Here is a 14,382-nt window from a genome sequence, read left to right as displayed (position 1 = left end):
CTCCCTGAGGGATGACCCTCACCCCCGGCCCCTCTCCCTGAGGGATGACCCTCACCCCCGGCCCCTCTCCCTGAGGGAGAGGGGAGATGCTTCGGCGTTGTTCAGCTTCTGTCGGTGGCCAACCTCTTGAGAACAAGGAAGGTGCCGCCCAGGAAGAGCAGGCCCATCAGCCCGGCTAGGGGGTTGCCGCCGATGCCGGTGAGCCACTCTGGCGCCCTGCCGGTGTACTCGATCCAAGCCAAGTTGTTGACCCAGGTGATGCCCCACACCCAGCCGGCGTGCAGCCCCAGGCTGAGTCCTAGCTTGTTTTGGTTCCACACCTTGGCCTGGGCCAGCAGCAGGCCCATCAGCCACAGCCCCGGAAACTGGGGCCAGGTGGCGAGGATCTCTGCTGGCGGCTTCAAAAAGTGGGCCAAAGCAAAGAGAAGGCTGGATCCCCACAGAGCGCTTGTCCAGCCGTAGTCCAAGGCCATCTCCTGCAGCAGCCAGCCGCGGAACAACAGCTCTTCTGCTAGAGCCACCGCCAGGCCCACCCCTAGCCCCAGCAAGCCATAGCCCAGCAGGGATCCCCCTTCCACCGGCTGCCAGCTCAGCCAGCCCAGGGCCCCCTCCAGGCCAAAGAGCAGAAAAAGCCCGCCCACACCCATCCCCAGGCCCCAGAGGATCCCAGCTCGGCAGGCCCAACTCTTGTCCAGGCCATAGGCGGCAAACCCGGATCCCCACAGCCCCAGCCAAAGGAGCAGGAGGACATACAGCGGCAGCCAGAGGTACTCTCGGCCAAAGAAAACCCCCCCTAGCCCGACCAACGGCAGCCAAGCTAAGAGGGGGATCCCCAAAAACAGCAACAGCCGCAGTGGAAACGGAGAAGTCTTCAGTTGGGCAATTAGCTCGACAATTGGCAGGCCCACCCAAACCGCTCCTAACTAGCGTTCCGGCTCGATCGAGCTGGTGAGGCCGTGCCGGCGCAACTGCTCGCAGTAAAACTCCGCGTGCTCCCGCGGCACCACGATGACCACAGCAACGCCGTTGTTGTGGGCTTCCAACATGATCTCGGTGGCTTGCGGCGGCATCATCGATGGAATGACCTTCACCAGCACCTGCACCACGTACTCCATGGTGTTGACATCGTCGTTGTGCAGCAACACCCGGTACATGGGCATATGCTTCGGGGTTACAGAAGGCTTAACCAGAGTCTCCGTAGCCACGACGATCCCTCCTTGGGTCAACAAGAGGTTCTAGAACGCAAAACCGAAAACAAAGCCAAAAAGCAAAAAACCTTAATGGAATTTTAGCCTTCGCAGGAAGGGCTATGAAAAGGCCGCGGAGAACCCAAGCCTCAGGTCTGGCGTTCTTAAACAGAAGCTAACCCAGTTTTCACCGGCCCACAACCTCAGTTTGGGCGCAGAAGTGCTTGACTAGGGGCAATTGGCCATTGTTGCGGATCCCTTTACATTTGCCGGCGTCGCTGAGGTTAGCTGTATGAGTTCCCTGCGTTCCCGTCGCTTTTTCCTGCAGTTGCTGATGTTTGGCGGTGGGGCAGCCGCCCTGGCCGCCTGTGGGGGCACCTCCAGTTCTTCTATCCCGCCGCTGGGAGAGCCGGGATTTCCCCAGGGGGTGTTTGCCGGGGATCCCACCTCTGAGGGGGCGGTGCTTTCCACGCGGGTGGTGCCGGCCAGCAGCGTGGATACGGTGCCTGTGACGCTGCAGATGGCGGAAAATGCCGAGTTCAACCCCATTCTGCAGCAGGTTGCGCTGACTGCCCGCCGCGTGGCCGGTCGCAACTACCGCACCGAGCCGGGCGACTACATTGCCCGCGCCGTTGTTACCGGCCTGAGGCCGGCGCAGCGCTATTTCTACCGCTTTGTCAGTGAGGGGTTTACCAGCCCTGTGGGCCAGTTCCGCACCCTGCCGGCTCCGGGCGATGGGCGGCCCATCCGCTTCTTGCACATTAGCTGCGCCAATGAGCCTCCTTTCCCCATTGGGGCGGCCCTGTTGGCTGAGGTTAACCGCGGCGATATCGATTTCATCTCCTTCAACGGCGACACCGTCTACGCGGATCGCTTCTGGCTGGGGCTGGATCCCATCGGCAACCTGGAGTTTTACCGCAGCCTCTATCGGGATCAGCGGGATCCCAAATATGCCGGACCAGAGTTCCCGCAGTTGTTCAGCCGCACCTCCTTTGTCGTTAACTGGGATGACCACGAGGTGATCGACAACTACAGCGGCCAGAAGGCCCGCGGCGGCCGCGCTGTCCAGCTCAACGACACCACCGGGCAAACCCGCGACGTGGAAGATTTCAGGGTGCTGGGCTACCAAGCCTTTTTTGAGTACAACCCCATCACCCCCAACTTGACGGATGTGCCGGGGGTAGATAGCCGGGATCGGGTGTTTCGCAGCTTCCGCTACGGCGCCAACGCCGAAGTCTTTATCCTCGACCTGCGCCAGTACCGCGACTTGGCTGCTGTGACCCCGATCCTGCCCATTTTGCCCCCTGGCTTGACCCGCCAGCGCTTTTTGGAACTGGCCGGCATCCGCCTCACGCCCCAGCAGGAGACCCTGTTCTTCGGCCCGCCGGGATCGGAAGAGGCGCTGTTTAACCTGCTGCGCCGCACGCCGCGCATTCTTTTGGGAGAACCCCAAAAGCAGTGGTTGTTCAACAGCCTGCGCAGCTCCACCGCCACCTACAAGTTCATCGTCAGCGAGTTTCCCATCACGGTGACCTATTTCCGCTCCAACGACGTCTGGGAGGGCTACTGGCTGGAGCGGCAGGAGGTGATCGACTTTATTGAGCGCAACAACATCCGCAACGTGGTGTTCCTAACCGGCAACAACCACGCCGGCTTTATCGGCCAGGTCAACCCCGGCAGCAGCAACCCCATCTGGGAGGTGTGGACTGGCCCCACCGGACGCAGCGTGACCGCCTTGAGCATTGACGAGTTGGGCAGCCAACTGGGGATCCCCAACGCCAGCCGCCTCTACTACCGGATTGTGAATGGCTTTCTCGCCCCTGTGAACCCTGCCAATCCAGAAGTGAGCGGGATCCCTGGCGTAACGACAGGCAACCTGCGCTTTTTGGAGCTGGCGGTGCCCAACTACACCCTCATTGAAGTCTCCGGCAGCCGCTGCACCCTTCAGATCAAGGGCCCCACCGGCAGCGTCCTCACCGATCCCCTGGGGCGCCGCGGAGAACTGGTGCTGCCCCAGTGAGAACAATCAAGGGCTTTGGGCAGGTTTTCTCACTCTCATTCTGATCGAAATTCAGGGATCCCTGCGCAAGTTGGGATCCCCTTTTGTAACCCTTTTTTGCAACTTGTAAGGAAGATGCCGGCTGTGATCGCAATCAGCCAGGGAGCGAAAACGTTAATGCTAGCGTGTAGGTAGGGCAGGGATCCCTGTTGCGGCAAAGAAAACTTCATGGAAGGAGGAAAATCCGATGGTTGCTCTGCGGGGTTGGCTGGCAGCGGGCATGATCGGCGCGGCTGCAATCCTGGGTGGTGGTGAAGCGTGGGCCCAAAGTAGCTTGTGGTTACTGAACGGGCAATCGACCTGGGTTAACGGTTATTTCTACCCAGGCGAGAACATCTGGGCCGAGTGCGACCTCGACTGCCACGACGTGGATCTGGTGCTTTACGATCGCAACGGTCGGGTGGTAGCGGAAGATACGCTCTTGGACGATTTCCCCATCGTCCAGGCTCCCTATGAGGGCAATTTCGCAATCCAAGTAATCATGGCCGGCTGCCGCCACCCACGCGGCTGTGCTGTCGTCGTCGATTCTGACTACGGCTTCTAGCGCTTCCCTCGCCCCTAGCCCCTCTCCCTCTTGGAAGAGGGGAAGGAGGTACCGCCTGCTGTAGGGATGAAGGGGGCTGGCTAGGCGGGTTTGTGGCTGGCTTCCTGCACTTTGGCGTGGGTGAATCTGCTCAAGCCATGGATGGTTTTTTCCCAGTAGAAGGGCTTGGTAAAAAGCTGCCACAGGGCCATGTAGGCTGCCATGGAGTGCAGTTGCCAGTAAATGGGGTTGAGGAGAGCATAGAAAGCCAAGTCGTAGTAGCCCCGCCGAAAAACGGCCACCAAGTTCAAGTAGATCCCAATGGCATTGCCCACCAAGAGGTTAAACAAGCCCAAGTAAATTAGCCAACTGGGAAAGATGTTTTGCAGCCAATGGGCGCGGGTGAGCAGCCAGTAAATAAACAGCAGCCACATGATGGGGCTGGTGAGGAAGGTAAAGAAGCTGCCGCCGATAAAAAATTGGTAGGCCAGCCAGTTCTTGAGGCCCAGCTTGCGCAAAGAGCGCAGCGGGTTGCGGTTGTGCACCAGCCAGGTCTGCATATAGCCTTTGATCCAGCGGGAGCGCTGCCGGATCCAGTTTTTAAGGGCGCAGTTGGCCTCTTCGTAGGTGGTGGAGTTGATCACCCCCACCGTGTAGCCGTGCTGGCTGGCGCGAATGCCTAGATCGGCATCTTCGGTGACGTTAAAGGGATCCCATCCCTGCAATTCCCGCAGGCGGTCGGTGCGGAAGTGGTTGCTGGTGCCCCCCAGGGGAATGGGCATTTTCAAGGTTTCCAGGCCCGGCAGCAGGTAATCAAACCAATAGGAATACTCCAGGGTAAACATGCGGGTAAGAAAGTTCTCGTTGCGGTTGAAATAGTTGAGGGCCGCCTGGACGCAGACCAAGCTGGGATCCCCTTTTTTGAAGGCAATGATGGCTTTTTTCAGTTGATCCGGATCGGGGATGTCTTCGGCATCGTAGATGGTGAGGTATTCGCCGCGGGCAAAGGCCAGGCCGTAGTTGCAGGCTTTGGGCTTGGTCTTGGGCTTGCTATCCGGCACGATCAATAGGCGCACGTAGCGGGGCGGCTTGGCGGCGCGGGCGGCCTCGATGGTGGCCTGGTCGTTTTCTTCCAACAGGATCAGCACGTCTAGGCGCTCGTGGGGGTAGTCCAGCTTGGAGAGGGAGTTGATGAGAATCGGCATCACCTCCGGCTCTTTGTAGACCGGCACCAGGATGGTGTAGATGGGCAAGCTGCGGTCATCGAGGGCGGCCACTTCTTCGTCGGTAATCTGGTGGAAGCGATCGGCGGATCCCACCAAGCTGAGCAGCAGTTTGAAGAAAATCGAGGCTATGTAGAAGAGGTTAATCAAAAGCACCAAGATCGTCAGAGTTGTCCAGGGAGCGCTGGCCAAACTCCACAGCAGCAGCAGCAGCAGGCCATAGCCGACGGCAATTTGCGAGGGGGTAAACACCCGCGAGGCCGATTCCTCCGGCAGGCGGGCCAGCAGCTTGTACACCGCCTCTTGGCTAAAGCGGGATCCCTGATCTTGGCTGAGGAGCTGGGTAATATCCTGCTCGGTGCCCAGCACCTTTTCAATCCGCAGCCCTGGCCGCCAATTGTAGAGCAGCTCGTCCACCGCCCAGTCCAGGGGGTCGTTGACCATCACGGTGAGGGTGTGCTCGTCCGTCCAGCTCAGGGGGTAGAAGAGGTGGTGCATCATCAATTCCGGATCGAACTGGCGGCTTAGGACCTCGTCCCGGTAGAGCAGCCCTGTTCCCATCAGCTCCGAGACGGAAGGGTAGCCCAGCAAATGGGCCAGAATGCTGAGATACTCGGGGGTGGAGAGGTAGCTCAGCCGGGTCAGCACCTGCCCCAGGCTAGATCCGGTGCGGCGGCGGATCTCCAGAGCCTGCTGCCACTGCTCCAGGGTGAGGCGGCTACCCAGCAGCTCAGCAGCCAGTTTGCGCTCGAGGATAACTGTCAAGATCTGCTTTTCGGTGGCCGGGATCTCCCACAGCTTTTCGGCCTCTGGGCAAAGGCGTTTCACAGCCTGCCAGACGCCAGGAAAGCCGGGCTCTTCCGTGGCCACCACAACGGTTTGCGGGTTGAGCCAGCCACAGGGCAAAAAGCGCACCGGCAGGAGATCGCTGGGTTCCACTAGCCAAGGCAGCTCTAGATCTAGAGGCTGCTTGAGCAGCCAGTCCCGCAGCTTGGGCCGATCCAAAATCTGGCGACACAGCTCGGCAAACTTGCCAGGATGCATGACCCGCAAGCTCCAAAAAGCCCTGGGCAAGGAGCAGCCCACCTCTTCGCGGTACTCCTCCGCTGCCGCCAGTTGCTGGCGGGTGAGATAGCCCGCGCGCAAAAGCGAGGACTTAAGGGACTGGAGCATGGCCTAAGACCCGCGGTTTGGCTCAAGTCTGGCTCAACCGCAAGCCCATGCCTAGCCCCCCCTAGGAAGGGATGGGGGACTCGGGGCGGCGAGCCAAGCGGCGATAGACATTCCAGGCTCCCGCTGCCAGCAGAATAGCCAGCAGCAGCACCAGCCAATAGCGGTACTGCCACAGCAAAAGCTGCCAACTGAAGCGGCCTGGGTAGCGCACCCGGTAGCCTTGGGGGGTGAGATCCCAGCTCTGCACCTGGGTGAGGGCGGGGGCGGCGGCGTAGGCGGTGAGCACATTTCCCTGCAGTTGGTTGGCCAGGCGGGTGCGTGGATCGGCAAGGCCGCGGCTGAGGCGTTCTGCCAAGGCCGGATCAGATCCCCACCAGGACAGCCAGAGGGTGGGCCTGCCTTGGAGCAAAAAGTACTGCAAGAGGCCGAGGTTTTCCTGGGGTTGGGCGGCCAGGGCCACCTGCTGGTTCAAGGGGTTGAGGATCTCGAACTGGGATCCCAGCCGGATGGGGCTGTAAGGGAGCTCCACCTGCTCCGGGGCAGCGACAAGGATCTGCCAGGCGAAGTCGCCTGTTTCCAACTGGGTCTTTTCCTGGGGCAGAAACTGAAGGGTGGGCAGGAGCGGTTGGGCGGCCAGCCGGCTCAAGGCCCCCACCAGGTAGGCGGCAGCCGGCAGCCGTTGGGGATCCCCCAGCCAAACCCGTCCGGATCCCTGCAGCACCGCCGGGATCTCCTGCAGCTCGCCACTGGGGGCTTGGTAGCCGCTCCAGAGAAAGCCGGAGCTATCCGAGCGCACCTGAACCGTCAGCGGCGTCAGGGATCCCTGGCAATTGCCGGGGCTGGCCCCGTAGTCAAAGCGCAGCTCCAGTTGGTTGAAGCGGCGCAGCAGGCGGGTGGGCAGGGTCACGGTCTCGTTGAGCTGGCTGCGACCAGTGAGGTTGTAGGTGCGCAGCAGAACGCCGTTGAAGAACACATAGCCCGTCAGGCGATCCCCGGCCCGACCATCCACCGGGTTCATGATCACATCCAGTTGGGCCGCCAGATCCCGCGGGCGCCCCCCCAACTGGGCCAGGTTGAAGTTGAAAACCAAAGACTGGCTGCCAAAGCCCCGCAGCAGGGGATCCACGATCCCCAACTCCCGCAAGCTGAGGCGGTTGGCCTTGAGAGCCCGCTCCCAGTCCGCCACCGCCGCCACCCGGATGCCGCGGCTCACCAGCCCCGCCCGCTTCCACTCTTCATAGAGGGCAAGAATGGCCTCGCGGCGGGCGGCCACCCGCAGCCGCGATCCCTCTGAAGTTACTTGATGCTGCAGGTGGGGGGTAAAGTTGGCCGGCTCCAGAATCACTTGAGGCCCTTCCCCTGGACGGTTGCTCCAGAGGATGGGGGTCTGAGGGAAGAGGTGGGCCAGTAAGCTGTACAGGCCCAGCGCTGCTTCCGCCACCTCAGGAGAGGGGTTGGCGGGCACCACCAGCGTGAGCTGGGGGTACATCAGGTGCAGAAAGCCGGCCACCGTAGCATCGGGCACGCGGGGCACCAGCTCAAAAAAACTGTCCCGCCCTACCCTCAGCAGCAGGTTGCCGGTGTTGAGGTCGGCACAGATGTCGTCACTAATGCTCAAAAACGGCTGCACCGACACCGTGATAAAGCGCTCACCCGGCGGCAGGTTAGGGATGGGCACCCGCACCACCGGCTCCTGCCGCAGATCTTGCACCAGAAAGATCCCCGCCAGCTCCTCGTTAATCAGCACCCGCACGGTAGAAGTGGGCTTGAGCACCGGCGAAGGTTCTAGGCGCAACTGCACAAAGCTGGCTTCTGGGTCGATGCCGTTGATGGGCGCAGGGACGGTGACATCCAGGCGCGGGTTGGATCCCTGCAGCAGCACCGAACGCTCGTAGCCCAGCCTCTGGAAAGCAAGGGGCTCCGCCCGCACTGCCTCTGTTGGCACGCAGCAGAGCAAGCCGGCCACCAACAGCCCCCACCCTCGCCTTACCCTAGCCATCTGCTGGATCCCTAGCACCTGCTCTGACGACAGAAAAAGCCTACACCTGCGGCGGGGGCAGTCGCCAAACTTCTAGGAGTATATGGCGCAAGAGTGATGAACTGGCCACAAGAAAGCCCCCTTCCTCAGGAACTCTCCTAGGCGCGGGCGTAGTCGTCCTCAAAGCGCACGATGTCGTCCTCCCCCAAGTATTCCCCGTTTTGCACCTCGATGATCACCAAGGGGATGGTGCCGGGGTTTTCCAGACGGTGCTTGGTGCAGGGGGGAATGTAGGTGGACTCGTTGGAGTTAAGCAGCACCACCTCCTCGCCCCGGGTAACGCGCGCCGTGCCCCGAACCACGATCCAGTGCTCGCTGCGGTGGTAGTGCATCTGCAGGCTAAGGCGATGGCCGGGCTTGACCTCGATGCGCTTGATTTTATACATCGGGCCTTCATCCAAGATCCAGAAGGCTCCCCAGGGGCGGGTCTGAGCCTGGGAGGGCAAAAGCTCCAGTGCCGGAATTGCCGCGTTGTCCATGTCCCGCACAGACTGTAGCATTGAGGTCACACCTTGTTCCACTTCAGGGGCTCTCACATCCTCACCTGCAGCGCGGCAACTTTTCATCGACCATCTTGCTGAACCCAATACGCCAAAACTCGTAGAAAAAAAGTCTCGAGAAGGGGAATACTAACGCTCCCTTGCATCTCTAACAGTTTTTGCAAAACTTGCTTTTAGGATTAACTAGGGTGTTCCAATGCCCTAGGCCGTCAAGTTTAGTGAAACTCGTTCATGGGGCATGGATGTTCGTAAACCGGCTTAAAGCCATCTTGCGGCTCGCGGCGCCGGTAGGGATCCCCTTGCTGCTCCTAGCTGGCCTCTTGTGGGGGCTAAAGGAAGGCTGGGGCTGGGTGAGCCTGGAGATGCAGTTCCTTAGCTACAAGGGATCCGTAGCCGCCCTGGGGCCGGATCCGCGCCTGCCCATTGTTGGCACCACCTTTCCCCCTTCGCTGGTGCTGGCCACGGCCATTTTGGGGCGCTCGCCGCTGGTGTTGCAGGCCATTTTGGGATCCCTGGTGTTGGACTGGATGGGGCAACAGTTGCGCCGTTTGCCTGTCGGCTTGGGGTGGCGCTGGCTGTGGGGCCTGTTGCTGCTGCTGCAGCCGGCTTTGCTCCTGATGCTGCTGCGCAGCCCAGTTTGGACGGCCACCTCGCTTTTAGTGGGGGTGAACATGGCCTTGTTGTTCCCTCTGGCGGATGGGAAACAAGCAGCGGAGAAGGACGAGCTGCCCGTTACCCTGCGGCTGCTGCTCATTGGGCTGGCCTTGGGGCCGCTGATGGTGCTGCGCTGGGAGAGCGGCTGGCTGTTGCCCTGGCTGGCAGGACTGCTGCTGGTGGCTTTTCGCCGCGAATCTTGGGGGTTTCGCTGGGCCTCGCTGCTGGTGGTGGGGTTTATCAGCCTGGCCCTGATCCTGAGCTGGCTGTATGTCAACTGGTTAGCGGTGGGGGATCCCTGGGCTTTTACCTACCAGGTGGGCAGCGGCCTGCGCCTGCCGCAGTTGCGGGAAGACCTGCAGCAGGCCGGCGGCTGGCAAGGGCTGGTGGAGCTGGGCAAGTGGCTGGCGGTGCTGGCCCCTGCCTATCTCCTGGTGGGGATGGGATCCCTGCTGGGCCGCTGGGTCGGGGCCTTGATCTGGGGGATGCCGCTGGTGGTTCTGCTGGCTTCCCTGGGCCAGGGGCTGTTTTTGCCGGAGCTGAGCCGCTTTGGTCTCGTCTGGGTGCCGCTGCCGTTGCTGATGGGGGCCTACTTAGTCCGCGGAGCCGGCCCCGGCTGGGCCAAGCGCCTGTTGATCACTGCCCTTTTGGGGCTGAACTGCCTTACCGCTGGCTATGGGCTAAGCCAAGAGCCACGATTTTTGGCGCCCCTGGTGGTTGAGGAGCGGGATCTCTGGGAGCGACTGGTGGCAGGGGTGGCGCCCCTTAGCCGTGAGTTGGGAGCGGCCCAAAACCTGTACGAAGTGACCTCTGGGGGGCAGACTTTGGAAGCGTGGCGCCAGCAGCGGCAGGCAAAGCGCCAAGTAGGGGAATATCTCCGCCGCCACCTGCTGCCTGGCGAGAAGGTGTTGGTGGACGACGACATCCACTTTGAGGCTATCTTTTGGGCGGGGGATCCCCGCTTGTTCCTTACTCCCCACCAGTACGAGTTTGCCTTGGCTCTGCAACACCCCCAGGAGCGGGTGGACTACTTGCTGGTGGCGGGGCCGGCGGATCCCTTGCGGAGCGCCGATCGCATCCTGCAATTTTGGCCTGAGCTTACCTTTGAGGGGCTGCCGGGCTTTAGGGAGGTCTACAGCTCCCCGCAGGTGCAGCTGTGGGCCCGCCAGGCAGAGCTTGAGGAGGAAACGAGATGATCTGGAAACGGCAATGGCCGCGGCGACAGGTGCTGCAGATGGGCGGAGCGCTGCTGGCTGCCTCTGGAGTTGCCGGCTGTGGTCAGGGCTTCGAGAACGTTACCACTGGAAACCTGAACTTGTCAGAGCTCTTGGCCCGCTGGGAAGTGGGCACTGGCGAGGATCCCGGTCGCTTCCTCTGGGAAATCGAGTCGGATCCGCAGGTGGCAGCGGTGGCGCGGGACTGGGATCCCCATTTCTTAAGCGGCTGGCTCAACAGCTTTGACCACCGCCAGGGGGATCTCTCCTTCTGGCGCAACTGGCACCAGGCGGGGCTTTTGCGGCAGTGGTTTGAGCGGGGCTACAGCCTGCACATCATCACCTGGGAAGACGACACCACCCGCCCCTGCGGCGACTACCACCTCTCGCCGCAGTTTATCCAGGACGTAGCCGAGCTGGCCGGGTATATTGCCCAAGCCAACCCCCAAGGCCGCCCCACCTACTGGAGCCTGGCCACCGAGTTTTCCTACTGGCGCGTCCCTGCCGACGCCTACAACGCCGACACTGCCCCCTACTACCGCGCCCTGATGCGCAACATCTTAAGAGCCCGCCAGGCCATCAAGGAGCGGCTGCCCGAGGCCGAGGTGGCCCTCTGCTGGGGCGGCTGGATTGCCACCTTTGACGATCGCCGCCGCGGGGCAGGGCGCAGCATGGTGGAGCCTTTTGCCGAGACGATGAGCCAAATGGACGGGATCGCCTTCCAGTCGATGCGCCAGCGGCGACCGGGGGAGTTTAACCCGGAGCTCAACGGCCCGGATCCGGGTAACCCCGAGCAGATCCGCCTCTGCTGCCGCCTCTTTGCCCCCATCCACCGCAACCTGATGCTGGCCCACTACGAGCCCTCGATTAAGGACAAGCACCCCAACGGTGGCCGGGCCGACACCGTCCAGGGGGATTTCGCGATCATGAGCCGGCCAGAGTGGCTGCAGGAGGTGTCGCAACTGGGATTGCGGCGCCTGTCCCTGATGCACTACGGCCTCTACAAGGGGGATCCCTATGGGGCGCTGACGGCAGCCCGGCAATTCCGGGCCCGCGTAGGTTTGCCGGCTATTGCCCAGAGGGTGTAGGCGTTGGCTGAATTGACCAGATGTGGGATCCCCATCTGGATCCTTCCGTCTGCTTGCCATAGTAGGATCAGCACCTGCGTACCCTACCTTGCACGGACCGCTGGTCTTTAGCGGCCGAGATTTTTCTAACCTCAAACGCCCCTCATGCCGCCCATCACCAAGATCCTGATCGCCAACCGAGGCGAGATTGCCCTGCGCATCATCCGCACCTGTCAGGAAATGGGGATCCGCACCGTGGCCGTCTACTCCACTGCGGATCAGAACTCGCTGCATGTCCAACTGGCGGACGAGGCCGTCTGTGTAGGGGATGCCCCGGTGGCCAAAAGCTACCTCAACATTCCCAACATCATCTCGGCAGCCCTTACCCGCGGCGCCAATGCTATTCATCCGGGCTACGGGTTCTTGGCGGAGAATGCCAAGTTTGCCGAGATGTGTGCCGACCACAACTTGATCTTCATCGGCCCCTCGCCAGAGGCGATGCGCAAAATGGCCGACAAAGCCACGGCCCGCGAGACTATGCAAGCGGTGGGCGTGCCGACCGTGCCCGGCAGCCGCGGCTTGATCACCTCTGATGAAGAAGCAGTGAAGCTGGCGGAGAAAATCGGTTACCCCGTGATCATCAAAGCCACTGCCGGCGGCGGGGGGCGGGGCATGCGGGTGGCCAGAGATGCCCAAGAATTGCTGAAGATGATGCGCACCGCCCAGGGGGAAGCCCAGGCGGCCTTTGGCAATGGCGGGATCTACCTGGAGAAGTTTATCGAGCGCCCCCGCCATGTGGAGTTTCAGATCTTGGCCGACAGCCACGGCAATGTGGTGCACCTGTACGAGCGGGATTGCTCAATTCAGCGGCGGCACCAAAAGCTGCTGGAAGAGGCCCCCAGCCCGGCTTTGACCACGAGCTTGCGCGCCCGCATGGGAGCAGCAGCGGTGAAGGCAGCCAAGGCAGTGAACTACGTGGGGGCGGGCACGGTGGAGTTTTTGCTGGATAAAAACGGCCAGTTCTACTTCATCGAGATGAACACCCGCATCCAGGTGGAGCATCCGGTTACCGAGATGGTGACGGGGCTGGATTTGATTGCCGAGCAAATTCGCATCGCCCAAGGTCAACCTCTGACCTTTCGCCAGAAGGATGTGGAACTGCGGGGCCATGCCATCGAGTGCCGCATCAACGCCGAGGATCCCAAGCAGCAGTTTCGCCCTTGCGCGGGCACCATCAGCGCCTATTTGCCCCCTGGGGGGCCGGGGGTGCGCATGGACTCCCACATTTACACCGACTACACCATTCCCCCCTACTACGATTCGCTGCTGGGCAAGCTGATCGTCTGGGGGCCCAACCGGGCGGCAGCTATCCGCCGCATGCAGCGGGCACTGGGGGAATGCGCCATCACCGGCGTGCCCACCACGATCCCTTTCCACCAGCAGATCCTGCGCCACGAGGCTTTTTTACGGGGCGAGGTGTACACGGATTTCATCACCCAACACCTGCTGCCCAGCCAGTAGCAATCCAATCAGAAGTCGTTTGGGATCCCGCTTTGAACTGTGGCTTGCTGGAAGTTAAAGTTAAGGGTGAGTTGAGGGTTGCTGGTCTTGCAGATGAGGGATCCCTGGCCCGACTCGGTTCAACAGGCCCCTCTCCAGCGTCAGCCGAGCTGCCCTGTGCCCAGCCTCAGCCAGTTGGTGCTGCAATTTTTGCAGGAGCGGGAGCGGGATCTGGCCCCAGCCAGCCGCCGCACCTACCGCATTGCTCTGGAGCAGTTTGCCAAAACTTGCCCGGTGCCGCTGGGACAGGTGCAGCCGTCCCACGTTCAGTCTTTTTTAAACAGCTTGAGGGGGCGTCCGTTGCGCAACCGTTCGGGCCAGTGGATCCATCCGCCTGCCTCTCCCGCTACCTACAACCTGAAGCGGCTGGCGCTGCAACAATTTTTTGAATGGGCCAGCCAGCGAGGCTACTTTCCGGATCCCTTGCCCACCCAGGCCATTCGACCTGCCCGCCTGCCCGCTCGTCTGCCTCGCGACCTGGATCGGCTGTTGTTGCAGCGGGTTCTGCAACGGGCCCAAAGCCATTCTCTGCGCTACGCAGCCTTGATCCGCCTGCTGTTGGAGTGCGGCCTACGGGCGCAGGAGCTGTTGGACTTGACAGTACAGGATTTTCAGATCAGCCCTGAGGGATCCCTGTTGGAGGTGCGCTGTGGCAAGGGAAGTAAACCTCGCGCTGTGGCGGTCGGGGATCCCCTCTCCGAGCTGCTGCAACAATATCTGAGCCAAGAACGGGGCCCGTGCGCGCCGACGGATCCCTTGTTTGTCTCCCAATCCCGCTGCCCGGCCTACCGGGGTCGTCCCCTCACCTACGATGGCCTACGTCATATTGTGCTTAAGCTCACCGAGCCTGAGCCGGGCCACCAAACCCCCCACCAGTTTCGCCACAGCTTTGCCACCCTGCTGCTGGATCGCGGCGTTGCCCCTGAGCATATCCAGCACTTGCTGGGCCACACGACTGCTGCCATGACGATGCGCTACACCCAGCGGGCCAACTTGAGAGCAGCTATTGCCTGTTCCCGCGCGATCTTGGATCAGGGCTTGATTTAGGGATCCCTTGTTGTGCCATGGTCTCTATTGTTGTAGTAGGGAGAGGCTCAGATTGCTAACAGGAAGGGAAACCGGACATCCAGAGGGCAACCCCGGAAAAGAAATCAATCAGGTACACCTGACTAAGGTGCTTGGAA

Annotated in this window: 11 protein-coding genes; 6 read left to right on the top strand and 5 right to left on the bottom strand. The window is 61.5% G+C overall.

Going from position 1 to position 14,382, the window contains the following annotated elements:
- Positions 1-101: 101 nt before the first annotated feature.
- Positions 102-908, bottom strand: a complete 807-nt coding sequence (locus NW858_RS11485; RefSeq protein WP_414520541.1) for a lysostaphin resistance A-like protein — start codon at positions 906-908, stop codon at positions 102-104.
- 15 nt (positions 909-923) lie between these two features.
- Positions 924-1,205, bottom strand: coding sequence for an ATP-dependent Clp protease adapter ClpS (gene clpS / locus NW858_RS11480; RefSeq protein WP_414349213.1), 282 nt, complete (start codon positions 1,203-1,205; stop codon positions 924-926).
- 274 nt (positions 1,206-1,479) lie between these two features.
- Between clpS and NW858_RS11475 the strand changes: the two genes are divergently transcribed.
- Both NW858_RS11475 and NW858_RS11470 read left to right on the top strand, forming a co-directional pair.
- Positions 1,480-3,207 carry an alkaline phosphatase D family protein gene (locus tag NW858_RS11475; protein ID WP_414520540.1) on the top strand — a complete coding sequence of 576 codons (1,728 nt, stop codon included), beginning with the start codon at positions 1,480-1,482 and terminating at the stop codon, positions 3,205-3,207.
- Positions 3,208-3,520: 313 nt separating this feature from the next.
- Complete coding sequence (locus NW858_RS11470) at positions 3,521-3,790, top strand: hypothetical protein (protein WP_414338274.1); 270 nt, start codon at positions 3,521-3,523, stop codon at positions 3,788-3,790.
- Between the two features lie 80 nt (positions 3,791-3,870).
- Here NW858_RS11470 and NW858_RS11465 read toward each other — a convergent pair whose 3' ends face one another.
- From NW858_RS11465 to NW858_RS11455, 3 genes are all read right to left on the bottom strand, one after another.
- Positions 3,871-6,165 (bottom strand): glycosyltransferase family 2 protein, encoded by a 2,295-nt coding sequence (locus NW858_RS11465; RefSeq protein WP_414520539.1) that lies wholly within the window; start codon positions 6,163-6,165, stop codon positions 3,871-3,873.
- Between the two features lie 61 nt (positions 6,166-6,226).
- A complete protein-coding gene (locus NW858_RS11460; RefSeq protein WP_414520538.1) occupies positions 6,227-8,164 on the bottom strand; it encodes a cellulose biosynthesis cyclic di-GMP-binding regulatory protein BcsB in 1,938 nt (645 codons plus the stop codon).
- A 137-nt stretch (positions 8,165-8,301) separates the two neighbouring features.
- Positions 8,302-8,682: a cupin domain-containing protein gene (locus tag NW858_RS11455; protein ID WP_414333931.1), complete on the bottom strand. Its 381-nt coding sequence runs from the start codon at positions 8,680-8,682 to the stop codon at positions 8,302-8,304.
- A gap of 263 nt (positions 8,683-8,945) precedes the next feature.
- Here NW858_RS11455 and NW858_RS11450 point away from each other — a divergent pair, with 263 nt between their 5' ends.
- The 4 genes from NW858_RS11450 to NW858_RS11435 all read left to right on the top strand — a co-directional run bounded on the left by NW858_RS11450 (position 8,946) and on the right by NW858_RS11435 (position 14,245).
- A complete protein-coding gene (locus NW858_RS11450) occupies positions 8,946-10,553 on the top strand; it encodes a hypothetical protein (RefSeq protein ID WP_414520537.1) in 1,608 nt (535 codons plus the stop codon).
- Positions 10,550-11,659 (top strand): hypothetical protein, encoded by a 1,110-nt coding sequence (locus tag NW858_RS11445; protein WP_414520536.1) that lies wholly within the window; start codon positions 10,550-10,552, stop codon positions 11,657-11,659. Before NW858_RS11450 ends, NW858_RS11445 begins: the two co-directional genes overlap by 4 nt.
- A 144-nt stretch (positions 11,660-11,803) precedes the next feature.
- Positions 11,804-13,159, top strand: a complete 1,356-nt coding sequence (gene accC, locus NW858_RS11440; protein WP_414366862.1) for an acetyl-CoA carboxylase biotin carboxylase subunit — start codon at positions 11,804-11,806, stop codon at positions 13,157-13,159.
- A gap of 93 nt (positions 13,160-13,252) precedes the next feature.
- Positions 13,253-14,245 carry a tyrosine-type recombinase/integrase gene (locus tag NW858_RS11435; protein WP_414520535.1) on the top strand — a complete coding sequence of 331 codons (993 nt, stop codon included), beginning with the start codon at positions 13,253-13,255 and terminating at the stop codon, positions 14,243-14,245.
- The last annotated feature ends 137 nt before the right edge of the window (positions 14,246-14,382 follow it).

The organism is Synechococcus sp. H55.10, assembly GCF_047502715.1.
In the GTDB taxonomy this organism is placed as follows: domain Bacteria; phylum Cyanobacteriota; class Cyanobacteriia; order Thermostichales; family Thermostichaceae; genus Thermostichus.
The sequence above is the reverse complement of the archived record's forward strand: the minus strand, read 5'-3'. Positions and strand labels throughout refer to the sequence as shown.

Coding starts and splice junctions, on each gene's coding strand:
- NW858_RS11475 (WP_414520540.1), top strand. CDS start 1,480: ATGAGTTCCCTGCGTTCCCGTCGCTTTTTCCTGCAGTTGCTGATGTTT.
- NW858_RS11465 (WP_414520539.1), bottom strand. CDS start 6,165: ATGCTCCAGTCCCTTAAGTCCTCGCTTTTGCGCGCGGGCTATCTCACC.
- NW858_RS11460 (WP_414520538.1), bottom strand. CDS start 8,164: ATGGCTAGGGTAAGGCGAGGGTGGGGGCTGTTGGTGGCCGGCTTGCTC.
- NW858_RS11455 (WP_414333931.1), bottom strand. CDS start 8,682: ATGGACAACGCGGCAATTCCGGCACTGGAGCTTTTGCCCTCCCAGGCT.
- NW858_RS11450 (WP_414520537.1), top strand. CDS start 8,946: ATGTTCGTAAACCGGCTTAAAGCCATCTTGCGGCTCGCGGCGCCGGTA.
- NW858_RS11445 (WP_414520536.1), top strand. CDS start 10,550: ATGATCTGGAAACGGCAATGGCCGCGGCGACAGGTGCTGCAGATGGGC.
- accC (WP_414366862.1), top strand. CDS start 11,804: ATGCCGCCCATCACCAAGATCCTGATCGCCAACCGAGGCGAGATTGCC.
- NW858_RS11435 (WP_414520535.1), top strand. CDS start 13,253: ATGAGGGATCCCTGGCCCGACTCGGTTCAACAGGCCCCTCTCCAGCGT.